At 38.2% G+C, this 25,512-nt stretch carries 19 protein-coding genes; 6 read left to right on the top strand and 13 right to left on the bottom strand.

Features of this window, described 5'->3' with window-relative positions; translation table 11 throughout:
- Positions 1-92 precede the first annotated feature (92 nt).
- Complete coding sequence (locus DW019_RS00470) at positions 93-1,181, top strand: bifunctional glycosyltransferase family 2/GtrA family protein (RefSeq protein ID WP_022378109.1); 1,089 nt, start codon at positions 93-95, stop codon at positions 1,179-1,181.
- A gap of 88 nt (positions 1,182-1,269) precedes the next feature.
- Here DW019_RS00470 and DW019_RS00465 read toward each other — a convergent pair whose 3' ends face one another.
- A complete protein-coding gene (locus DW019_RS00465; protein WP_118442154.1) occupies positions 1,270-2,835 on the bottom strand; it encodes a hypothetical protein in 1,566 nt (521 codons plus the stop codon).
- Between the two features lie 52 nt (positions 2,836-2,887).
- Positions 2,888-3,856 carry a glycosyltransferase family 2 protein gene (locus tag DW019_RS00460; RefSeq protein ID WP_022378111.1) on the bottom strand — a complete coding sequence of 323 codons (969 nt, stop codon included), beginning with the start codon at positions 3,854-3,856 and terminating at the stop codon, positions 2,888-2,890.
- Positions 3,857-4,017: 161 nt separating this feature from the next.
- On the opposite strand from DW019_RS00460, the gene DW019_RS00455 reads away from it, so the two are divergent.
- From DW019_RS00455 to DW019_RS00435, 5 genes are all read left to right on the top strand, one after another.
- Positions 4,018-6,069: a CDP-glycerol glycerophosphotransferase family protein gene (locus tag DW019_RS00455; RefSeq protein ID WP_182430988.1), complete on the top strand. Its 2,052-nt coding sequence runs from the start codon at positions 4,018-4,020 to the stop codon at positions 6,067-6,069.
- A complete protein-coding gene (kdsB, locus tag DW019_RS00450; protein WP_118442152.1) occupies positions 6,066-6,806 on the top strand; it encodes a 3-deoxy-manno-octulosonate cytidylyltransferase in 741 nt (246 codons plus the stop codon). The genes DW019_RS00455 and kdsB overlap by 4 nt, the downstream gene beginning before the upstream one ends.
- Before the next feature lie 70 nt (positions 6,807-6,876).
- Positions 6,877-8,601, top strand: a complete 1,725-nt coding sequence (locus tag DW019_RS00445) for an Ig-like domain-containing protein (RefSeq protein ID WP_118442151.1) — start codon at positions 6,877-6,879, stop codon at positions 8,599-8,601.
- Positions 8,602-8,626: 25 nt separating this feature from the next.
- Positions 8,627-10,243 carry an aldolase catalytic domain-containing protein gene (locus tag DW019_RS00440; RefSeq protein WP_182430987.1) on the top strand — a complete coding sequence of 539 codons (1,617 nt, stop codon included), beginning with the start codon at positions 8,627-8,629 and terminating at the stop codon, positions 10,241-10,243.
- A 23-nt stretch (positions 10,244-10,266) separates the two neighbouring features.
- Positions 10,267-10,773: an HAD-IIIA family hydrolase gene (locus tag DW019_RS00435; RefSeq protein ID WP_118442149.1), complete on the top strand. Its 507-nt coding sequence runs from the start codon at positions 10,267-10,269 to the stop codon at positions 10,771-10,773.
- Here the strand turns inward: DW019_RS00435 and DW019_RS00430 are convergent.
- Genes DW019_RS00430 through DW019_RS00380 form a run of 11 tightly spaced genes read right to left on the bottom strand, consistent with a single transcriptional unit; the run spans position 10,745 to position 25,480 of the window.
- Positions 10,745-11,851, bottom strand: a complete 1,107-nt coding sequence (locus DW019_RS00430; RefSeq protein ID WP_118442148.1) for an acyltransferase — start codon at positions 11,849-11,851, stop codon at positions 10,745-10,747. The two genes, DW019_RS00435 and DW019_RS00430, sit on opposite strands and share 29 nt — an antisense overlap.
- Positions 11,848-13,380 (bottom strand): glycosyltransferase family 39 protein, encoded by a 1,533-nt coding sequence (locus DW019_RS00425; protein ID WP_117478351.1) that lies wholly within the window; start codon positions 13,378-13,380, stop codon positions 11,848-11,850. Before DW019_RS00425 ends, DW019_RS00430 begins: the two co-directional genes overlap by 4 nt.
- Positions 13,337-14,779: a glycosyltransferase family 2 protein gene (locus tag DW019_RS00420; protein WP_182430986.1), complete on the bottom strand. Its 1,443-nt coding sequence runs from the start codon at positions 14,777-14,779 to the stop codon at positions 13,337-13,339. Before DW019_RS00420 ends, DW019_RS00425 begins: the two co-directional genes overlap by 44 nt.
- Positions 14,780-14,787: 8 nt before the next feature.
- A complete protein-coding gene (locus DW019_RS00415) occupies positions 14,788-15,813 on the bottom strand; it encodes a ribitol-5-phosphate dehydrogenase (protein WP_022378120.1) in 1,026 nt (341 codons plus the stop codon).
- 6 nt (positions 15,814-15,819) lie between these two features.
- Positions 15,820-16,533, bottom strand: a complete 714-nt coding sequence (locus DW019_RS00410; RefSeq protein WP_118442146.1) for a 2-C-methyl-D-erythritol 4-phosphate cytidylyltransferase — start codon at positions 16,531-16,533, stop codon at positions 15,820-15,822.
- A gap of 56 nt (positions 16,534-16,589) precedes the next feature.
- Complete coding sequence (locus DW019_RS00405) at positions 16,590-17,600, bottom strand: acyltransferase family protein (protein ID WP_182430985.1); 1,011 nt, start codon at positions 17,598-17,600, stop codon at positions 16,590-16,592.
- Between the two features lie 20 nt (positions 17,601-17,620).
- A complete protein-coding gene (locus DW019_RS00400; RefSeq protein ID WP_118442144.1) occupies positions 17,621-18,655 on the bottom strand; it encodes a CDP-glycerol glycerophosphotransferase family protein in 1,035 nt (344 codons plus the stop codon).
- The gene (locus DW019_RS00395) at positions 18,648-21,479 is read right to left on the bottom strand and encodes a CDP-glycerol glycerophosphotransferase family protein (protein WP_118442143.1); all 2,832 of its coding nucleotides are present in this window, start codon (positions 21,477-21,479) and stop codon (positions 18,648-18,650) included. Before DW019_RS00395 ends, DW019_RS00400 begins: the two co-directional genes overlap by 8 nt.
- On the bottom strand, positions 21,476-22,438 hold the full coding sequence (locus DW019_RS00390; protein ID WP_022378125.1) for a glycosyltransferase family 2 protein: 963 nt from the start codon (positions 22,436-22,438) through the stop codon (positions 21,476-21,478). The genes DW019_RS00395 and DW019_RS00390 overlap by 4 nt, the downstream gene beginning before the upstream one ends.
- Before the next feature lie 22 nt (positions 22,439-22,460).
- Complete coding sequence (locus DW019_RS00385; protein WP_118442142.1) at positions 22,461-23,948, bottom strand: DUF6056 family protein; 1,488 nt, start codon at positions 23,946-23,948, stop codon at positions 22,461-22,463.
- A 59-nt stretch (positions 23,949-24,007) separates the two neighbouring features.
- Complete coding sequence (locus DW019_RS00380; protein ID WP_118442141.1) at positions 24,008-25,480, bottom strand: hypothetical protein; 1,473 nt, start codon at positions 25,478-25,480, stop codon at positions 24,008-24,010.
- Positions 25,481-25,512: the final 32 nt, after the last annotated feature.

Below are 25,512 nucleotides of genomic sequence, written 5' to 3'. Positions count from 1 at the left end.
AAAGAATGTCAATCACGAATGCTTGATTCTGAAACGATATAGGCTTATACTTACAGTATTATTTCGATTTCAGAATTACAGGGGGAAATGTTTTGGGTAATTATAAAGAAAGTATTGCCATCATCATTCCGGCACTGGACCCGGATGAGCGCATGGTATCACTCGTTGGACAATTGCACGACGATGGCTTTTCCAATATCATTTTGGTCGATGATGGAAGTCTTATTGCCAATCGAAAGTATTTTAAAACATGCAAAGAGACTTGCCACTGCAAAATAATCCGCCACGTCGTAAATTTCGGAAAAGGAATTGCACTAAAGTCTGCGTTTAACTATATTTTAGAGCAGCGCCCGGATATCAAAGGTGCTGTAACCGTGGACTGTGACGGTCAGCATGTACTTCCGGACATTAACACTTGTGCAAAACTAACCTATGAGCATCCGGATTCTTTGATTCTTGGCTGCCGTCAGTTTGACGACAAAGAAATTCCTCTGAGAAGCCGTTTTGGAAACAAGTTGACTCGGCAGATGATCCGGCTTTTATGCGGCATACATGTTTCTGACACGCAGACCGGACTCAGAGGACTTCCAACCCCTCTCATAAGAGAGCATTTTGCAAATGTAAAAGGAGAACGGTTCGAATATGAAATGAATATGCTGATTGCTGCGAAGGAATACCAGATTCCAATTGAAGAATTTCCGATTCAGACAATTTATCTGGCAAATAATGAAAGCTCGCATTTTAATCCGTTCATTGATTCGATTCGGATTTACAAAGTGTTTTTGAAGTTTATGCTAAGCTCTTTATCCAGTTTTATTATCGACATTGCTTTGTACTGGCTGCTTGGCTATCTGCTTCGTCCGATCATCTCCGACAAGTGGATGCTTCCGTTTTTCGATTTGTCCGTGCTTATATTAATGCGGACTGTGATTTCACGTTTTGCCAGTTCGCTATTTAACTTTTTTGTGAACAAAAATCAGGTGTTTAAAAATGACTCAAGCTCGCCATTTCTTTTCGTAAGATATTACACATTGGCAATTGTTCAGCTTTTGTTGTCTGCTGTTTTAGTCAATCATCTGCTGACATTTATTACTTATTCGACACTTCGCAAATGCATTATCGATACCCTGCTTTTTGCAATCAGTTTCCAGATTCAAAGAGAATGGGTGTTCAAGAAATAAAAAAAGAAGGATTAGTAAATCAACTCGAAACAAAGGATTCGCTTTGCGAATAAAGTTTCTCACTGATTTATTAATCCTTCTCTTCTATCTATTGCAAATGACATTTTCTATCTTTTATCATCTTGACTTTTTCCTGCATATAGAAAAGGCCAAGCATAGCCGCTGTAATATAAAACGGAACAAACATAAACAAATATCTGGCACGCACTTCAAATATCATAAGGAACAAATTAATCCCAGTCAATGTCATCGCAATGAAAAGTGCTCTTTTATTCCTATTATCAAAAAATATTGCAAAGAAACAAACCAAAATCTGTATAGAAACCCATATACTCTGCAAAATATTATAAATCATCTTATTATCCTGTGCATAATAAAAAGATTGTAATTTTTGTGCAAATTCACTGTGCAGTCCACGATATTCACCAAAGAAATTTCCTTCCCAGCCCCATGCAAATGAGCCATCATCATTTGCAATTATCAATTTCTGCATATAAAACTTTATTGTGCCCCAAATGCCTTTCTCACTTATACGTTGTCTCCACACCTCAATTTGCATTTCCTTTCTCTTCTCCGGATCGGATATTCCCCATGAACGCTCCCTGTCAACGCCAAAATAAGAGCCATGTGTTTCCTCATTTGCCCCCATCATCAGATAATGCTGCCATGTCATTTGTGCATCTGCATTCCGCTGGTCATACACAGCATCACTCAAACTATTTATCAGACCCAAAACAATTATGGTTCCTCCTGCAACAATTAAACATTTTGCGGCAATTTCCTTAATTTGGCACTTTCGCAAAAAAAATATTTCTGCCAGAACAATTGCAAGCAAAGCAATCACCACCGTCGGCTTGATTTTTATCCCCAGCGAAGCCGCTATCACAATTCCTATCCATGATGCATAACCCTTTTTCTCATCTTTCATGGAGCAATAAAAATACAAAACCGCACTCAAAAAAGGAAGTACGTATGTATCTGAATAAGGGATTATAATCCATGGGTTGAATCCTAAAAAAACTGTGCAAATGATTATAGACAGGAAAGTCACTTTTCGACTATGCGTTAATTTCCAAACAGTCATCACAGTAAACACAATGGCAGCATCTGTGGAAATCACCCCTGCAACAATCGTAGGAAAATAATTATCTACACATCCAAATAAAGATGACAGATATTTTATTCCGGCAAAAATAATCGTCAAAAAAATATTATTCGGATAAGCATTAAAATAATTCTGAGAAAACGAATCTCCTCTTTGACTGATCCAATCCTGAATTGTTCCACCATGTGTCACAACATCTGCTGCCGACTGCAGTATACCGACATCCCACGTCGTATAAAAGTAGATACATTTACACAGATACATCTGCATCACAAATATAATTACCGCATAAAATATGCAAAACATAACAACTCTGTTTTTTTTACAAACACAACTTGCTAATTTTCTCGTGCAGCATATAAAAAAAAGGAGGAAAATTGCTGTCAACCCAATCAATGCCAGCAAAGCATTCAACAATTGATAATGTAACGGAAACACATCACCTGCAAGTCTTCCGAACTCAAGCAGAATCATAACCACAATAAAAATGTGTACGCAAAGAAATATCTTTTTCGCTGCCACACACAAAAAATTTTGTATTTTTTCCACTATCACTTTCTCTTTGCATTCCTTTCCCCGTCAAAACAAAATCTCTGAACTCTTACTCGGCCCGGTCTACATCATTTAGAATATCCTGTATAGCAAATCTCGGACGGCCTTTCGTCTCTAGATACATCTTTCCAATATATTCACCGACAATACCTATCGCAAGAAGCTGCAAACCGCCAAGCGCCCAGATAGAAACCATAAGACTGCTCCAGCCAAGTACCGTTGCACCCATTGCATGGCGCACAATCGAATAGATCAGGATTCCAAGGCTTGCCAAGAAGATGACAAGACCAAGGCTTAATATAAAGCGGATTGGTTTGACACTAAATGAAGTGATGCCGTCAAATGCAAACGACAACATTTTCTTCAGCGGATATTTGCTCTCTCCTGCAAAGCGCTCCTGTCTTTCATAGTATACGTTGTCTGCCGGATATCCGATTAACGGTACAATTCCGCGTAAAAAGAGATTGACTTCCTTGTAATTTTCCATCTGCATTAAAACACGCTTACTCATCAAGCGGAAATCTGCATGATTAAAGACAATGTCAACCCCCATCCATTTCATGATTTTATAAAATCCTTCTGCCGTAAATTTCTTAAAAAACGTGTCTTTTTTTCGGCTGCTGCGCACACCGTAAACAACATCAATTCCATGATTAAATTTATCTACCATCTCATCAATAGCATGAATATCATCCTGTAAGTCAGCATCCATTGAAATCGCTGCATCACAATGATCCTTCGCATACATAAGGCCGGCAAGCACAGCATTCTGATGTCCGCGGTTTCTGGAAAGATTCAATCCACTGACAAGTGTATATTCTTCATGCAGACGGCAGATAATCGGCCATGTCTGATCTTTTGAACCATCATTCACATAAAGAATCCGGCTTTTTTCACTAATCTCACCTGCATCGATCAATTTTTGCAATTTATCACTTAACTGTTTTGTCGTCTCATCAAGCACCTCTTCTTCATTATAACAAGGTACAACCATATAAATTATTTTACCCTTTGACATACCTGTCCTCCTATATTATCACATTATTATGGGCATTATACCACAGTTTTCATATATTTGCAAAACATTTGACTTTTTACCTATAAATCGTTATAGTATATGAGGTATCTATTAACACTTGGGGAAAGGAACATACAACCATGAACAAGCAGTCTCGTTACATGCTAAGACAAAATTTGTCCTACTATAAAAATCGGATAAAATACGGTATTACAAAACTGCACTCGACAGTCTCTGACAACTATATTGTCTTTGAATCCTATGGCGGAAAAAAAGCCACTGACAGCGTGCGTGCCATATATGACGAGCTGCAAAAGGATGAAAAATTCCGCTCGTTTTATTTTGTGTGGGCATTCACTGACCCTGCAGCGCATTTTGATTTACTGGAAAACCATCATACCATACTGGTGAAGAAGGGAACTTCTGCCTACCGCAGATATTATGCCAGTGCTCGTTACTGGATTAACAATATCACAGTTGCTGATTATCTAAAACCACGAAAAACCCAAATCTATATCGAGACTTGGCATGGTACACCGTTAAAGAGACTCGGCTGTGATATCGAAACAGATTCCGATCCTCGTCAGACACGTTCTCATATGCACAGACGATACCGGGCAAAAGGGAAAAAAGTAACCTTTTTTCCATCTCCGTCTCCTTATTATAGTGAAAAAATAGCTTCTGCTTTTGCAATCGGAGATCCTTCTGTAAAATTTGTCGCAAGTGGATATCCTCGCAATGATAAACTTTTTCATTATACAAGTGAGGAAATCCAAAAGAAAAAGGAAGCATTACATATTCCGGAAGGGAAAAAGGTTCTTCTCTATACACCAACCTGGCGTGACTCATCACTGGATGAAAATGGGGCATTTTCCTTGCCGGATGGTTTTGATGTCAATGTACTGATGGACATGCTCGGCAGCGATTATATTCTTTTATTTCGCGCCCATCACCAAATTGGAGCGGCAAAAATAAAAGATAACCCTGTCATATATGACGTAAGTGACGTAGAGTCGGTCAATGATTTGTATTTAGTCAGTGATTTAATGATTACGGACTACTCTTCCACCATGTTTGACTATGCAAATTTAATGCGTCCGATGGTTTTTCATATGTACGACGCAGATTCCTACGAACAAGATGTGCGTGGTCTTTACCTGTCGCCGGAAGAATTACCGGGACCAATCACAAAAACGGAACTGGAACTGGTTGATGCCATCCACCGTCAGGAATGCGAATTTCCTTATCGAGACAAGCAATTGGAATTTAACCAAAAATTTAATCCATATGAAGATGGGAATTCCGGCAAACGAGTGATTGATATGTGTCTTAGGGCACTGCCTCATAAGAGAACCCTCTACGAACGTTTTGTACGCTATACTAAAAAAACGCTCAACCGAATGCGCATTTTATGGCTGTTACTGCGTTATAATGTTCTCGGATTTTTCCGCTCTCACGGAATGTTCCATAACAATAATAGTTTACGCCTCGAGCGTTTGAAGGACAGTCACAAAGGAGAACGGTGTTTTCTCATTGGAAACGGTCCCAGTCTGACCGGTGAAGATTTACATTTATTGAAAGATGAATACACCTTCGGTACAAACATGGTATACAAAATTTTTGACAAAACCGACTGGCGTCCGTCATTTCACTGTGTATCTGACACAATTTACGCATCCAAGCTTGGCATCGAACTTTCCAAAATGGTAAAGGCTCCTCTGTTTACAACAGAGCGCACCTATCGCCGCATGCGCAAAAAACCGGTCGATACCACTTACGTCCATACCATTCCAACCGAACGCTACAAAGTCCGCGGAAACATTCAGGCATACTGCATGATTAAGGCAACCGTACTTTCTCTAGCTGCCGAAATGGCGTTTCATATGGGCTTTAAAGAAATTTATCTGCTCGGCGTGGATTGTACAAACCCTCATGATAAAGGTGGACATTTTACAGATAATTACACAACAAAAGAAGTTGCAGAAACCGATATTAACCGAATCAAGACAAGAATGCATGCAAATACTTTAACAACCAAACAAATTGGGGAGCACATCATAGACCGCTCCATGGAAGTATATGCACTTCTTGATTCGTATGCAAAGAAACATAATATTCATATCTATAATGCAACTCGCGGTGGAAATCTTGAAATCTTTCCACGCGTAAAACTTGAAGATGTTTTGAGTAAAAAAATGGAGGAATCAAAATGAAGATAATCGGTGTTATTCCGGCACGTTATAAATCCAGCCGTTTTCCGGGAAAACCATTGGTTGAAATCTGCGGAAAACCAATGATATACTGGGTCTATCATCAGGCTATGAAAGTCAAGGAACTTAACGAAATTTACGTTGCCACAGATGATGAAAGAATTCGTGCCGCGTGCGAAAAATACAACATGAATGTTAAAATGACAAAAGATACCCATCAGACAGGCTCCGACCGCGTAGCAGAGGTTGCCGAACACACCGATGGCGATTTGTATATCAACATTCAGGGCGATGAACCTGTCATTAACCCGGAAATGATCCGAGAAGTGATTTCCATTTTTACAGAAGATGAATCGGTTTATTTTGGCAGTTTAAAAAAGGAAATCACAGATCCTGATGAAATCCGTGCCACAAGCACAGTAAAGGTAGTAACAAACGACACGGGAGATGCAATGTATTTCTCCCGCTCTGTTATTCCGTCCAATTTAAAAGACGGTCAGTTAGCACGAGTTTTTCGCCATGTCGGAATCTATGCTTATAAAAAAGATTTTTTGTTAAAATTTGCAAATATGGAGCAGACAGAATTGGAAAAAGGTGAAGGTATTGAACCACTGCGTGCACTGCAAAAGGGATACACCATGCGCTTAAAAGAAACAAACTACACTTCCATTGGTGTGGACTTACCGGAACATGTTGCACTGGTGGAAAACATAATAAGAAAAAACAATGTGTCCATTTGACATATTTTCTTCACATATGTTTTTTATTTTATAAACCAAAGGATTTTTAACAAAAGGAGATGTTATTATTATGACTATAACAAAAAAAGTCTTATTTTTCTTGGGTGCTGTATTTTTTTTAACATGCAGCAGTACTTATATCAAAGTACAGGCAGCTCAGGATATGCCTGATAAATCCGTACAAATCGGGAAAAAAACTACAATGCAAGTGAAAGATTCAACACTTTCAACGCAAAACAAAGCCGCTTGGATATGGAAAAGCAGTGATTCCAGCATTGCTTCTGTAAACAAACATGGCACCGTCACCGGAAAGAAAAAGGGAACCGTTACAATTTCTCTCAAAATTCCCGGTAATCCAAACGATATTACAGCTTCTGTACGTGTCGTTTCCTATTTTCGTACCAAATCAATCAAAATAACAAACAAACCAAAAGAAGCCATGGCAACCGGCGATAGACTGGAATTGAAAACATTGGTAAAACCCCATAATGCGCGTTTTAAGAAAGTAATTTTCACCTCCTCAAATAAAAAAGTTGCGTCTGTTTCAAAAAAAGGCATTGTAAAAGCCAAAAAAAAAGGTTCTACAACCATAACCGCTTCGGTAAAAGGAACAGCAAAGCGCACTTCATTTAAATTAAAAGTAAAAAAACGCATCAAGATAAAAAAAATCACACTTTCCGGAAAAAATACCGCACTTGTTGGTGAACAAATAGCACTGACAACTACTCTTTCTCCAAAAAACACAACGGATGATACCCTTGTTTTTTCGTCAAACAATCCAAGTGTTGCCACAGTCAATGAGGATGGTGTTGTCACATCCCACCATGCAGGAAAGGTTACTATAACAGTTCGCGAGAAAGAAAGTAAAAAAAAGGCAAAACATCATATTACCATTGAGGATATACCATATACCTCAATAGAATTTGCAAAGAACAATCCTGTTTCGTTAGAATCCGGAACATCACATAAAATGCAGTTAGTCACAGGTCCGGCCAACGCAACGGATCATCGAATCAAATGGACATCCAGCAACAAAACCGCTGCAACCGTTGATGAAAATGGTACAGTAACTGCCCTTCGTCCAATTGAAACTGTTACTATTACTGCAGTATATAAGACAAATCCAGCTCTTACATGCAGCTGGAATCTTAAAATCACTCGTACAAAAGGCTACATTACGAAACAAATGTTAGATAACCTTGACTTAACTGCCATAAAAAAAGTGATGATTACCGCACATCCGGATGATGAGACACTTTGGGGCGGCGGACATCTTATAGAAGGTGAATATCTCGTTGTCTGCATGACGCATGGCTGGAATCCAAAACGAAGAACAGCCTTTGAGCAAACAATGCGTACGACAAATGACAAATACCTGATTTTGGATTACCCGGACGTCCGAAAAACATTTAGTAACGGAAAGTATGAAACCGATATGCTTTCCACATGTAAAAATGCTATGCAGGAAGATATTAATCTTATCTTATCCTACAAAAAATGGGATTTGATTGCCACTCATAATCCTTTTGGTGAATATGGAAAGTTTTTACACAAAACGATTTCCCAAATGGTAACACAATGTTATAATAAGATGACTAATAAATCTGCTACCCTATATTATTTTGGACGCTATTACAATTCAAGCAATAAAATTCCGGGAGAACAGATTGCCCCGGAACTTCTTGCAATTAAAAATAGTATGGTAGGCCGCTACTATCCAACAGCGAAAGGGGCCATTGACGCATTTGGACATATGATACCATATGAGAATTGGCTTCTTCCATCAGAATGGTAGTATCAATTTTAACAGGGAGGTTTTTATGAAACGAGTAAATATATTAGATTGTACACTGCGCGATGGTGCATACCTGATTGACAGTCAATTTGGCAATACCGCAATAAAAGGAATTATTGAAGGTTTAACAGAAAGCGGCATAGATGTTATTGAATGCGGATTTCTGAAAGACGAACCACATCGGGAGGGCACAACCATCTTTAATAATGCTGCACAGCTCCGCTCATTTTTACCTACAGACAAAAGGCATTCATCTTATGTCTGCCTTGCCGATTACAGCCGATACCATATTGATAACTTAGAGCCTTATGACGGCACTTCAATTGATGGTGTACGTGCCTGCTTTTTTAAAAGCGAACGTTTTGAAGTTATTGATTTTTGTAAAGCAATCGTCAATAAAGGATACAAACTTTATGTGCAGCCTGTTGACATATTAGGATATACAGATGCTGAACTTTTAGACTTGATTGAAAAAATAAATCAATTGGAACCATATGCCTTTTCCATCGTCGATACCTTCGGTTCTCTGTATCGTGAGGATTTACAGCGTGTATTTTATCTGGTTCATCATAATTTGTGGGCAAATGCTAAAATTGGATTCCACTCACATAATAACCTGCAGATGTCCTTTGCTCTATCTCAGGATTTTATCGATATGAGCCAGGGACTCCGCGATATTGTTGTAGACAGCACAATGGCAGGCATGGGACGTGGCGCAGGAAATACAAATACAGAACTTGTCATGCAGTATATGAACCGTAAGTTTAATAGTGGTTATGATATTGATATTGTTTTAGATCTTATAGACAATTATATCGACGGTTTCCATAACAGTTATGAATGGGGCTACTCCATCCCATATTTTCTTGCCGGTTCGCACAGTGCGCATGTAAACAACATCTCCTACCTTTCGGCAAAGGCAGGAATTGCAAGCCGCGATATTAACTTTTTACTAAACCGTTTGGACCCGGTGGAGCGAAAACGGTACGACTACTCGCTTCTCGAAAAGACCTATTTGGATTATCAAAATACACACTGCGAGGATGATTCTGCCATTGCATCACTTCAAAATGCACTCAGTGGGAAAGATATTTTGGTTCTTCTTCCCGGTCACACGATTAAAACATGCCAGGGACAAATTCAGCATTTTTATAAAGAGAAGAATCCTATTGTAATTAGCGTTAATCTTCTCACCGATTGTTATCCGATTGATTTTGCATATTTCAGCAACAAAAACCGGTACCAGTATTGGCGTAATGAAGCGGCTTTTAATAAATGTAAAAAAATTGTGACATCAAATGTAACGACAAGGAAAGATGATAATCTCTTTATTATCGATTTTCTGCGATTGGTAAAATGCGGTTGGGAGCAGCTCGATAATTCTGGCGTGCTTCTTCTTCGTCTGCTAGACCTGATGAATGTGAATAGCATTTCCATCGCAGGTTTTGATGGTTATAGCCATAATAGTGAAAATCCGAATTACGTTGAAAAAGCCATGGAAAAAACCAGAAATACATTAAATGCTGAAGAAGCAAATAAAGATATAAAAAGCATGCTTGTTGATTATAAAAATACGAGAAAATCAAGCTGCCCTATCTCATTCATTACACCATCTTACTTTGAAACGGTAATGGATGAATAATTACTAATACCGGAGGTACTCACATGAAAAAAGATTTTTCAAATATTAAATTGTTTGCAATGGACGTCGACGGAACATTAACCGATGGAAAAATTTATATTGGTAATGACGGTGAGGTAATGAAAGCATTTAACGCAAAAGATGGATTAGGTATTAAACTCTTAATAAAAAAGGGTATTGTTCCTATTATCATCACCGGCCGCCGTTCAAAAATTGTCACCAGACGATGCGAAGAAATAGGGATTACCGTGCTTTATCAGGGTGTTCGCGATAAAGCTGATATCTTGAAAAATGTAATGGCGAAATATGACTGCACTCCTGAACAAACGGTATATATTGGTGATGATATGAATGATCTGTCTGCAATGCAAACAGCCGGCATTACCTTTGCACCGGCTGACTGCGCTGCCGCATTGCTTCCATATGTTGATTTTGTTCTGACTCAAAAGTCCGGCGGCGCTCCTGTACGTGAGGCCATTGATATAATTTTGGAAAACAGACTTACACTGTCCGATTATGAAAGCATCTGATTTTCTTGACTCCTTTGGATAATCCGGTAAAAAGCCAGTAAACAGCTGCTGCTGAAGCAAAAGAAACCACTGTCAGCACGATAAAAATTAATATCGGATTTCCGAAGGAATATATAAATTTCTGTCCAAATTGAAACACGTAAAAACTATGAATCAACCAAACAAAAGTAATATATCTTCCTGCCTTTTTTGACACCCAGATAACTCCCGGAATTTTCTTAATAAGCATAACACACGCATAAATCATAGGTCCAACCAGGAAAAAGTCATAAGAAGATCCAATTTTATAACGCATATAAAAACCTGCAGCCGCAACAAATAATAATACAGGGTAACTTAATATTCCTTTCGGTAATATCTGATGATAATACGAGAATACCTGATACTTTGCAAAAATCATACCAAATAGATAAATTGGAAGTAGGTAAACAACGTTGCAAAGCAGAATTCCCCATACTGTTCCTTTAAAGTCAACCAACATATCATAACTCATCAACCTAGGGATACCATACAAAGAAAACAAAGCAATCCCCAAAACAACGAGAAAATCTGTAAAGAAATCAGCTTTTTTTCTCTTTAAAAACCGAAGCATAAGCGGCGTCATCATAAGTAAAAATATGTATGGCATAACAAACCACCACTCACCATTATACTTTTCAAATCCAAGCATGCTAAGAATAATGCTTTCAAAATCATATTGAATTGTCCATGAGGATGTAAGATTTACCTTTGTCACACCTAATATAAAATCAATTGGAACAAAAATAATCATAACCTGCCATATGTATTTTAAAAACCGAAATATACGATTTGCAATCATTTTCGAAATTGATTTACTTTTACGCATACTCAGATATGTTCCATATCCACTAAGGAACAAAAAGAACGCAACACACACCTTAAAAGAAGCACAGATTGCTGCTTCTATAGGCTGCCCGCGAAACATATATAAACTCTGGTACATATTCTCAGGCAAAATCCGATCCGTAAATCCAAATAAGTGATGCAAAAGCATCAAACTAATAGCAATTAATTTCGCAATTGATGTGTCGGATTTTGAAAAATGATAGTGTTTCACTTTATCCTCTCCCCTCTAAGGTAATCTCTCCATGCAAAAAAGCCATCGGCAGCTAACAAAATCATAATAGGAATAAATACAACTAAATATCTTGAATTACATTCCCAAATAGTCTGAAACAATGCTATTCCAAGCATCGTAATACTTGAAGCAAAAATCGGCATATCCACCGCTTTTGCATCAGATTTTCTTTTTACTGCAAATCGTGCCGATAAAAACATCCCAACAAGTATTAAGCCATAATATAGCGTCATATACAAAAGAGCTATCCAGTATTTGCTTCCTTTTAATGTCACAAATTGTTTTAATATATTGTCAGGCTCCTGTGGGCCTTCAGCTAAATATACACAGCTGGCAAGTGTAGCATCTCCCCATGTTCTAACTTGTTTATCATAACCAAAAAATTTAAAACTTTCATGGAAAGAACGTGCCTTCAATCGTTTCTTAATCTCTTTTATATTAGCTTCTTTTTTCTTTTCATATGAATTAAATGAAATGGTAAAATCGACATCCTCCTGCTGATATCCCCCATATCCAAGTGCCATCATAATCCAATGGGTCAGCGGAAATTCATAGGCATCGCAATACGATTCTTCTAACGGAATTACAGAAGACTTTACATAATTACACAATCCATGACCGACTCCAAACGAAATTGCTACAATGACAATACCGGCAATAATCTTTTTCCATGATTTTTTTTGAAGTAATAAGCAGGCGAAAACTGCAATAAAGAGAATAAACACAGTAACTTTAACTGAAAATGCAGCAGATGCAGCCACTCCAAATAAGCACAACCAGCAAAAAACTTTCCAGCCGGGTTCACTCAAAACAGCCTTCGTGTAGCAATACAGCATAACTACCAGCAAAAGCATTCCTGCTATATCCGTATAAGCATACATAGCCCATAACCACAACGGCATACAAAACCATGTCATTAAACCAACAAAAAATGCCTTCTTTTCATTCCAAATAAGAACCGCTATGTGATGAAGCAACAAGATAGATGCCACTGTCATAACACATCCAAGTGCTATAGACGCTAAATAAAATTCATTTAGCCCCGTCTCCGGCCATATAAAATGAACCATTCTGAAAAAGAATGTCAAAATACAATACCAAAACTGATTATTCGGATATCTTGCAAAGTACGTAGTATCTGTCAACTTATCTGTTAATGTATACTCACTTGCAGAACGAATTACTTTTCCCCAATCCCATGAAAAAATCTGCACACGCACGGAATAAGCAACAAAAAACATAAACACAGCAAAAACAATGCTTATGACATAAAAAACAATCTGATAATTTATCTCTTTAAAGGCAATTCGTTCTCTCATAAAAAAATGATATATTCCATAAACAACAATTGGCAGTAAAATCATCGCAAAAAAAGATTTTTGTATCAAACTGCTAAAGGCAATCAAAGCAATGCCGTACACAAACACAAACCAAAACCATTGCCCCGCTTTAAAAAAATGATCTTTACATGTCTTTTTCATCATCTCTGTCGATTTCGAATTCATCATGTTCTTCTGTTTCCCCTTCAAAATAAATCAGCCTTACCTCATTAAATACAATCTCATTCATCAAAATATCCGCATCTGCTTCTGCAATATGAATTCCAAACACAGCACGATCCCATTCTTTCGGAATCGCAATGGCAAACCCTGCATGATAGTAGCATCGCAGACGTTTTCCAAGAATATAAATTTGTTTACGGCAAATAAATTCTTCTGAATTAATCCGTACACCGTTATGCTCGGCAAAGATATAATCTTCTTTTTTCATAGCGTAAATCGGTGTGCAGAAACGCCCTCTCCACATACCGTTAAACTCCGATTCCTCATCTTCTATGATATGGAACAATTTAACGGAACGCTCAGACATTCTGGCTAATTCAACGCCCTTATACATAAGTACACAGTCATTGTCCTTGTAGACACGTTTGGCACGCACCTGTTTTCCGGCACGCATTGAGAGCATTCCCTCAATAATCGGAAGTGACGTCGGAATCTGTAAAATGTATTTCACTTTTATCTTTTTTAATACCTTCTGCACATCATCTCTGAGTGCCGCCAACTCATCTTCCGACAAAATTTCTTCGATAATGCTCTGCTTACTTTTCATCATCATAAGCCGCATATGATACGCTACCATGTACTGCACATAAGGAATAATACGATGGTGCTTTTTCCTTGAGTAGGCAAATAACTGTCCATAACCAGACGATAACAGCGTTGTATAACGCTCTTTTTTATGCCATGCCGTATCGACAAGAGAAGATTCATCTTCTCTCTTTCTATAGTAATAATGCGTTCCGGCAATCAATCCGTATTTTCCCTGAGAAACAATCACCTGATTCACAGCCAGCGCATCTTCCCAAAAACTCAGCGACTCATCAAAATGCAGTTCATCAAGTACCGCATGCCTTAAAAACACGCCGCCTACATAATAATGAGGATACGTATAATCCTTTTTAATATCAACAACATCCGTCTTTTCAAAACGCCAGTTTAATCGCTGCTCACCTTCATAAGCATCAAAATAACGAATTCCTATAGCCGCCACAAAGACATCTTCATGTGCATCAAAATACTGCACCGCTTTTTCCATTGCATCATCCGCTAACTTGTCATCCGAATCTAAAAAAGTAATAAGTTCGTCACCCATCTCTCCCGCAATCCGTACACCTTCATTGCGAAGTGCAGAAACACCCTGGTTTGTGTCATAGTGCTTCACTACAATCTGCTTTGGATACTGCTTCTGATACTGCTCACAAATGGCAAATGAGCCATCTGTACTGGCATCATCTAACAAAATCAGCCGGATATGCTCTGCAAAAGACAGTGTCTGGCAAATGACACTGTCTATTGTTTCCCGTAAATATTTTTCTGTATTATAAATTGGTACAATCACTGCTATCATAAGATACCTCATTTCTCCCAAAGCATAATCGTCTTTCCAAAGGACTTCTGAATGTCCATCTCAAATGCCTTTTTCATATCAGCTATCGAACGAACCGGAATTACCGCGCCTACAATATTAGACAAGTAATTGATAATTTCCGGATGCTCTCTATATAATTCAACCGTCTTTTCAAAATCCACTCTTCCGCTTCGGCTGCTTCCGAATACTCTCAATCCTTTTTCCAAAATCATGCGGGTATTAATCGGTACCGGATACTCCGATACTCCTAATATAGAGATCGTTCCCTCAGGCTTAATAAAATCAATAATCTGGTCGATTGCCTTTCCGGAACCGGCTCCACCCACACACTCAAAAGCATGATCTAATTCCATATTCTCCGGAATGTCACTTACCTGATACGTTGCGTCAGCAAATGTAAAATCAGAAAGCTTGTCTTTGCTGACACCAAAAATATACAGTTTTGTATCCGGGAACATTGTTTTGAAAAACACAGCCGTAATATAACCTAAATTACCATCGCCCCAGATACCTACCACATTTCTTCTACCATGTGCAAAACGGTCAAAGCGTGAAATCGCATGAACACTGACACTGACAATTTCCGTAAATGCCGCTACTTCTTTGTTGATTCCCTGTGGCAGACGGACTAATCTGTCCTTGCGGATTTTAACATATTCCTGCATAAATCCATTAAATCCGCTGGCACGGAATTTACTTGAGCGAAGATAGTTCTCCGCAATAAACTCATCTTCTTCTACCGGTGTATTCGGTATCATCACAACCTCTTCCCCCGGCTCAAACTCGCCACTTGGGTCACGAAGTACAACACCAATCCCTTCATGAATCAATGCCATCGGCAGTTTCTGACGAAGTACATGTTCTTCCCTAAGCCCCTGATAATATCTCTGGTCTGCATTACAAATCGAAAGATGTGTCGGACGAACGATAATGTCATCATCCTGCAATCCGATGTTTTCATAAGTGACCTCGAATTTACGAGGAGCCACCAACTGGTATACTGTATTAAGCATTTGCTCTTAATCCTCCTGCTCCGACTGAATCAATGTTTCTGCCACACGCAAATCATAAGGATAAGTTATCTTAATGTTTGATACTTCTCCTTCTACGAGATATACGTCTTCGCCCTTCATAACAAAAATCTTCGCTGCATCCGTAAGAATTTTCTTTTCCTCATCGGTCAAAGATTCATACAGCGATTTCAGTTTCTTTAAGCGGAATGTCTGCGGCGTCTGTCCCTGATACATCTTACTGCGGTCCGGCACAGATGAAATCACCTTGCCATCTTCACTCTGTACAATCGTATCAGTCGCAGCTACCGCCGTATCGCAGGCACCATACTCCAGTGCATAACGAATATTTTCCTCAATAATTCTATGTGTCACAAATGGGCGGACGGAATCATGAGTCAAAATAATCGTATCATCATCCACATCATAGTTTTCTTCAATATAAGAAATGGCATTCATAATCGTCTCATTTCTTGTTGTACCACCTGCCATCACAGCAATACGGTCTGTCTCCCCCAAATATTTTTTTATAAGATTCTTGGTGTGTGAAATCCACTGTTCCGGACACAAAACAAGGATTTTTTCAAATTTATCATTCACAAAGAACTTTTCAATTGTGTGAATAATAATCGGTCTGTCACCAATATTCATATACTGTTTCGGTTTCTCTACATTTCCCATGCGGCTTCCAACACCGCCTGCTAACAATACTCCAAATATCATAATCTGCTAAAACCTCCAAAAAAATTCGTTGTTTTTATCATATCACAGATAGTTTGTCATTTCAACTCATCATCGAGGCGAAGTTTCCATTTACCGGACAAAATCGCACGGCAGCATGCATCAAATGGTTTCAAGCAGCAAATCAAGGTCACCACAATTCCAAGTAAAACAAGTATAATTTCCCATGTATTTGGGAAATTATGATATAGTGCCTTGTACCAACAAGAATGCACAAAAAGGTTAATGAAATTATAATGAAATACATAAACACCCAAAGTTCTCGTTCCTAATTGAGAAAAAATATTTTTTCCTTTTGGAATGATGCATAAAAAAGCGAACACAAGCCCAAAGGATAACACATACGTAAACAACCGTAAAATACCACCATAAAATGCACCATGCGTAAGTGCCTCATAACTTCTTCCCGTCAACAGAAATCTCGCCCAAAATAATTTATCAATTCCGACATAGCAGACTAAAAAATATATCAGGATAACTGCCAATGAAACTATTTTCAACTTTCTATTTTCTGTCCATTTCGTAATTGTATCCATTGACAATGCATATCCAGCATAAAAAAATGGATAAAAAATTGCAATCCTCAACCAGCAGAAAAGATTCGTATCCATATTGGAGTAACCTGCTGCCATTGAAACAAAAACAGATACAATCAAAACATAAGCAGGTCGAAATTGTTTGGTATAAAACGTAATTAAATACATGAAAAATAACGCAAGAATAAACCAAGCGGCACCCGGTTCCCTGAAGAAATCAACCGATATAAATGTTCCTCCATTCATAATACCGGATACAAAATAACCAAACATTTTCATAAACAAATAAACCAGCAGATATGGTACTACTTTTACAATTTTTCTTTCCTTCACGGTTTTCTTGGAAAACATACCTGAAATCAGAAAAAAAGCCGGCATGTGAAACGTATAAACGGAGAAGAACAAGGAATTTACCAATTTAGAACTTCCTAAATAATTTTCGTAAAAATGGCAAATAACAACCAATATTATTAACACAAATTTTGCATTATCCCATTTTGCAATTCGATTCATCTTTTTCCTCTCTTTCTCATTCAATCTAACAAGCATTTCAACGTTTGATCATATACATTTTTCTCAATACCATATGACATACCTGCGTTAAAATCCGCCTGTGCTCTATTGCACACATCCACCTGATATGCTGCCTCACACAACCTCCCGGCATTTTCAAAATACATTTCCGGATATTTTAAACTAACATATTTTTCAAAGTAATTTTTATTGTAGTGGCAAACATATAAAGGCTTTTCTAAAATTGAAAATGCAGAAGCCAAACGTCCGTTATTTGTCACCAAAACATCTGTAGCATACAACAAATCCGGAACCGGGAGAATCCGGTTTACATAGCCAAAGCTTCTTTTGTATTGATTTCCCATAGAAAATGCATTTTCCATCAAAATTTCACTGTTTGTAAAAACAAACCATTCTTCCCCAAGCTCTTTTATCCATTGCTTTACATCAATAGATTCCCAATCCTTCCTTTTCATCTCTTCATCACCATATACAATAACAGAAAGAATCTTTTTGTCTCTTGCATGCGGAAAGTAATAATAAATCAGTTCCGAGACATTCTCTCTTCTTTTAGCATCCCCTATATCATAGGCAAACGGCAGGGAAACACCCTCGATTATTTCTTTATCTTCTAAACGATACGCCCGTTTTAACAAATCTGCTGTAAATGGAGAGCCCGGAATGATGTGCGTAAATCTTGCAAAGGTATTTAAATTAAATTCTTTTCCTTTTGACTCCATTAAAAACATATTCTTAAACTGGTAATCATATGGAACACCCAGTAAAATCCGACTGCCTTCCGGTGCTAAGTTATTAATTTTAGTTGATAGAGAAGCATCCACACAGACAACATTTGTCATACCCTCCATAAAATCCTTTTTCGCACGGCGGTAACCATGTGCTGCCAGTGGATTTTTATGTCTTTCATTATTCAAATAATAGCGGAGCTTTACATCCTCTCCGGATTGTTTCGCAAGATAATCTTTCAAAAGCGCAAGGTCATTACTCAGCCCACGTCCGCGGCTGCTCAAAAATGTAATTTCTGTCTCATTCATGTTTCGCTTCCTCCATATACTGATTAATCATAGCGGCAATCCGCTCACTGCTGTGTCCGTCACACGCTCCCATATATTTTTCAATGAACTGGTCATATTTTTCTGTCAATGTATCTTTTTCCGGTGACTTTAGATACGCTGTAAGTGCCTGCTGCGTCTCATAAACATCCCCCGGCAAATCATCCGGATAATTCAGATAAAAGCCCCGGTTATAATTGAGTAAATCATAACAGTAAAATGCTATTGGTTTTCGCAAAAGCGCATATTCAAAAATAACAGAAGAATAATCCGTTACCAGCAAATCCGATACCAACATCATATCATTTGTGGAGAAATCTCTGATAACTTCGATATTGTCATAAGACTTCTCTACAATTTTATTTTTCATGACCGGATGCGGGCAGATTACAAATATCTGATTTGGCAGTAAGTCTTTTGATAATTTATCAAAATCCAAATCCGGTTTAAACTGCGTTCTGTCATCCCCTATATCACGAAATGTCGGTGCATATACAATAACATAGCGGTCTTTGAATTCCGGATGTGCGGCATATACTTTCTGCTTTGTCTCATCCATCAGCTTTTCATCATAAAATGCATCCGTTCTCGGACATCCCAACGCCTTTACCTTGTGCACATCGATATCAAAGGCATCCGCATAAATACTTCTTATTCTGTCACTGCTTACCGTCACCATATTGTACTGCACATGATAAGCATGATCCGCAGCAATCGACATGTTGGTTCCCCGCTGTCCGAATTTCTTAAACGCACCGCAGGCATGCCACAACTGTACAACACGCTGGCTCTGACGCAGCTGGAAGTGACGCAGATAACGGTTATAGTCATCCGTCACAATAACACGGCTTGTAATGTTTTTATAGTACATATAAAGTTTCGTAAAAGGATTATGTGGCAGACGCTTGGCACAAATCACTTTCTTTCCTTTGACATACGGATATAGTGCTTTTGCATTACCCTCTAGTTCACCGTCTTTTCGCACCGTAAAAAACAGCACCTGCTCTTTTACCGGATAGCGTCGCAGGAAATTTACCATCTTACGGAACAAAATCTGACCGATGTTTTCAGACGGGAAACGAAGCATCTTCGGCATAATCTCATTTAAATCCGGAACAATCTCCGGGCTGTTCAAATCTGCTTTTCTATCTACCAAATATTCCTTCATCATCGGAATGGTTTCCTTCGTTCCAACATAATCCACATATGTTGCTTCCAAATCCTCATAGAATACAATACGGTCATTCATAAACGTAAAATATCCTCTATGGTACCACTTTGTCAGATGTGACAGCAGACTTTTTGACTTATCTAGGGTTTGATTTTTCAAAAATTCCGTCTTGAAAAATTTATTGGCAAGTGTGTAATCCATACCCATGTATGGGTTATTTTCATAGCCTGTCTTTACGGAATTCAATGCCACCGTGCTGAAAAGTACCGCCTGCATATCTCCAAAATTGCGGTGATATATCAATTCTGACATAAAATCTGCCGGTGATTTGATAAAGTTCTTAATCACATACTTAAATGCATTATTCGCATAACTGACTTTTGCATCCGCAAAAGTAATGTATGGCGTCTGTGCCTGTTCCAATGCCTGATAATACAGTTCATCTCTTGTTTTTACATCAAAAAACTCCATATTATCCTGTAAAAATCCGGCTTTTTCCACTGTCTCTTTCCAGAAAAGCGGCATTATAATCCGAATGGCAATCAGATTTTGCAGTGTCAGACTCTGAATACTTAACAAAAATTTTTCTTCCTGTTCTTTCTCCCCATAAAGGGCAATGGTAAACCACGCATGAGAAAGCAAATCCTCTTTGTCTACCGCCAGATTGTCAAGTGCAAATTCCGGGTGAGAATCTTTTAACATCGAAATATCACGCATATCCAATGTTGAAATTTTATCATTCATTTCTGAAACCAGATGCGTAATTGTCTCCTTTGGCAGTGTCCAGTATTTCGCATAAAACTGATCCAACAGAATCTGCACTTCTTTTCGGCTGATTTCATTTAAATATTTGTGAATATCGTCATTATTCTCTTTTACTTCCTCAATATCTTTGTACTGTGGGAAATCAATTAAAATACTTTCTTTTGCCGACTCCAAAATCAGCCGGTGTGCCTCAATGTAGTCTTTGATTTTCCAAGAAGAAATCGAAGCCGTAATCGACTCCGCCTCACCATCAAACATTCTGCGGTAATGGAAAATCACACGGTCAAGTCCGGTAATTCGGTTCGTACGGTATACATAACGCATCAAAAATGCCCCATCCTCCGAATAGGAAATCGGTGGAAGACGCAGTTCATACTGCTCAATAATTGAGCGTTTAAATAATTTATTACACAGCGAAAACGTCCACAGAATCTGTGGCTCATATTTGTCTATTTTTTCCATCTGCACCAAATCATTGATTCCATTGACTGCAAAAGTCTGAAAACGATTAAAAATATCATACTTAGCAATAACTAAATCTGCCCTTTTTTCTTTTGCACGCTCATACAGTGCCTCTAAGGCGTCTAACTCTAAGACATCATCTGCATCAAAGAAGTATACATACTCTCCTTTTGCCAAATCCAGTCCGCGGTTTCTCGCCGAAGAAGGTCCACCATTCTCCTTGTCCACAACTGTTATGTTGTCATAACGGCTTTCATAATCCCTCAAAATGTCAATCGTGTGGTCTTTGGAACCATCATTGACTACAATAATTTCATAATCGTCGATACTTTGATTGGCGAGACTTTCCATCGTCTCTGTTACATATTTCTCTGCATTATAAGCAGCAACAATTACCGAAACTTTCACTCTTTCTCTCCTCCATGAGTCTCTTTCTCTTCCTGATAAATATCTCTGACAATATATATCGGTCGATCCTTAATTTCCGCAAACAAAACGGCGATATATTCTCCTATAATTCCAATTACCATAAGAACAACCGCAAACATAAAACATAAAACTACAATGATTGTAGAATACCCCGCCGGTGCTCCATTGACAATTTTGTTTATAATAGTGAAAATCATCAATATAAAACCACACAGAGCCACAAATACACCTGAATACATTCCCAGTTTCAATGGCAAATCCGAAAAGCTGCACAGTGCATTAATGGAAAAATGCAGCAGTTTTCGAATGCTGTACTTACTTTCCCCTGCCTCTCTCTTCTGTGCCTCGAACTCCAATGTTGTTTTTCGGAATCCAACACTCTGCACATATCCTCTCAAATAGCGGATTTTTTCTCTATAGTCCTTTCGCAGAACGCCTGCTACATTTTTGCTGATAGCAAAAAAGTCAGAAGAATTATTTTCAAATTTAACCGGCGACATAAGATTCAAAACTTTATAAAAGGCACCTGACGTAATTCGCTTAATAATTCCGGCATCTGCATTCTTCGTTCGAATCATCGAAATTACTTCATAACCATCCTCAAACTTAGCAATTATGTCCGGAATACATGCCGGCGGATGCTGCAAATCTGCGTCCATGCACACAACTCCATCCCCTTGTGCATGATCAATACCGGCAATCATCGCTGCCTCATGTCCAAAATTACGTGAAAAATCGACCACCTTAACTTTGGCATTTTCCTTTGCAAAACCTTTTAACAATTCAATACTGCCATCTTGGCTGCCATCATTTACGAAAATAAGTTCATAGTCCCAAACACACTTGTCCAAAACACTTACTGTTGTCTTATAAAATTGGTTCAAAGACAATTCCTCATTATATACGGACACAACAACTGAAATTTTTTTCCTTTCCATAAAACATTCCTCCGTAATCTTGTTATTTTTTCTTACTGTATTCCCATACTGCTTTTATTTCCAAATCCTCAGGCAGACCATAAAACAGTTTGTAACGCTCAATCCATGGCTCCCATTCAGGAGTGGCTGTCCATAAATAAGATTCGTATGGCAAGTGCCGAATTTCCACGGACGTTTTACCTGCCTCTACCTGTCTCTCAATTCTAGCCAATCGTTCTTTATCCACCTGATAGATTGAGGAAAAAATATTAAGATAAAAGCCTAATCCGAAAATGGACACAACTGCGCATGTCTTACAAAATGTCTTTGTAAAAATCCGGCTTTCTTTCTCTTCTCCGTCTAAAAGGATAAGCAGTTCCAAAAGGAGCATCAAAAACAGTATATACGTGGCAAAAAAGCATCTCTCACCAATCGGATTTACAACAAGTAACGGCGCGGCAACACAAACAATTCCCGCATTCCAAAACAAAACTTTCCATAAACATTTTTTTTGACTGCCAATAATAATACAATAAATAATAAGTGCAATCATGTAAGCTGCCACAAAAGCCGCTTCAAAATATAATAACCGGTTCTGTTTTGCAAATGTACTGATGCCAAAGGACGACAACAAAGACCATGTCGTAAATCCTGCCATAACTACCAGACAAATTTTTGCTACTAACACACTTCTGTTTTCATTTACGTCAGAATAGATCTTTTTATAAATCATAGCACATACAATAACGATTGCTAAATTCATCCAACAATTATTCAGGCAAAGATGCTTTGCAATTTCATTGACATAATTGTCAAATGCACGACTGATTACTCCTCCCTCTGCCATTTGACGATACTGATCCTGATTATTTGCGATCGTATGATATGCCGAATTTGAAAACATATAAGCTGCCCCTGCCACACTTCCGATTAAATACGCCACATGAGAAGCAACCACCTTGCGATGAACACAAATTGTATACACAAGCACACCACAAGCCAAAACCACATTATAAATTGTCAAATGCTCTACAATTAATGCATTTATTACCGCTAACACAAAGAGCGGCAGACAATGCCAAACTTTTCTTCGTGGCATTGTCTCCTGAAAAATAGGATAAACATACGCTATAAATAACAATGTGAAAAACATTGAGGTTACGTAGTTTGCATAACCTGCCGTCCATACAACGGCCTGACGCAAAATCAATTTAGGTATCAAAACAAGTGCAACACAACTTACATAAAAAACCCATTTTCTTTTAAATATATACTCACAAAGTGCTACAATTCCTGTTAAGCAAAATGACATAATAACTGCCTTTAAAAGGTTTGAGCGCGTCATTGCCAAAACAATAAGATTTCCCACATATCGTCCGTTGTAATTTTCAAACCAGTTGTTTAATCTGTCGATACCGATTTTACTTCCCCATGCCCAGTCATCTCCGGTATATGGAAACAAGTAGCATAGAATGGCAATCAGCCCAAAACATATGATATAACGCAACCATATTTTATTATTTTCCTTCATGTTTTTCTCCTATCTTTCAATCATTTTTTATACTAGGACGTTTACATGTCAAAATTGTATCATGCCTCGTCCTCTAATTCCTGTAAAAATTTATTTTTTGGTACTTTTTTCACAAATAAATCACCAAATGCAAACCAGTACGCAAATGCCGGAAATACTTCAAACGGCAGAAACAAACATTCCGTCAGTGTAGCAATAACAAATCCGATACAGATTGCCGGTATCAAAAAAGCATATGTTGCATTTTTTCTTCTCTGTGTCAGGTAAAATTTCAAAGAAAACGCTACCCCTAATAACGTAATCACACCATAGAAAAACATACTGAGAAGTCCATAGGTGTAACCAAACTGAATCCAGTTGTTATGCGAATGGTTTTTCTTTTCCCCATCCACTACCATTGAGGTGCTGGCATGTCCTTTAAAATTCATTTTATCCCAATAGGCAAGATAAATATCAATTCTTCCATTCGTAATGGCATTCAAGCCCTTTGAATACTTGATGTTATACCAAATGCGTTCCCACATATTGCGTGGTGCAATCGTATCTTTCTTGTTTTGTGTCTCCTCCACATCTTTATACTGTGGCACCACAACATCGTCCGGCTCATCCGCTTTTTCTTTATTCCCCTGAAATTCACTTGTATAATACAAAGGTTTTCCTTCAAACACAATCGGATGTCCAACAATGTTTGGCAGATGCAAAAGGCAGATTAAAAACAGAGGATACAGCACTACGGTGAATACTGCCATACAGCCTAAGTTTCCTAAAAAGGTCCGGTAATTTTTTGTCTTTTTGGCCAAATAAAACCGCAGTACAATCCAAAGCAGCACAATTGCTGCAACCGCAATCAGTGAAGTTCTCGCCTGACTTTTTTCCAGATAGAAAAAGCATAAGGCAAGCGAAACATACGTTACAATGTTTTTCCGGCAAGACCGGCCGGTCTCCACACACCAGTCCAAATCCGACAAAAATACAGCGATAATAATATACAAATACAATCCAAACGTATTCGGATTTGTAAAAATGCCGGCATACCTGCCTCCCTCATACAGAGGACGGAACAAAAAGGAAATCACCGACATAACGGCAAACGACCATTTTATGGCATTCTTGAAGCACTGCCACAACAAATCTTTTCTCGTATGATTCTGCCACACAAAAAATACAGCGGTAAAGACAAAAGCTAAAATCAGACCCAGTCCACACATTTTTTTCGGCACCAGAATATCCGAAACGGTAAAGGAAATGCACATACCAAACCAAGCAATCCAAAGAGAACGTCTCCAGTGGATATGAACCAATGTCCGGTCAAGCGATAATATGGCAATGGCAAACATAACAAAAATACCACAAACCGTATTATAAAAATAGCTTTCCTTATGAAGTCCGTAGCGGACGATACAAAACAAAACAAGGTCAATTACAAAGCACAGCGTAATCAGCCGGTACCTTACCTTGTCTTTTATTCTTCCCACAATCGGAATCCATGGATTAAGGAGAAGAATAAACAAATCCTGTAATTTCGTAATCAATTTTATTCCCCACTTATTCACGACAAACGACC

It is taken from the genome of Clostridium sp. AF37-5 (genome assembly GCF_003477605.1).
Taxonomy (GTDB): Bacteria; Bacillota; Clostridia; order Lachnospirales; family Lachnospiraceae; genus Eubacterium_F.
The sequence above is the reverse complement of the archived record's forward strand: the minus strand, read 5'-3'. Positions and strand labels throughout refer to the sequence as shown.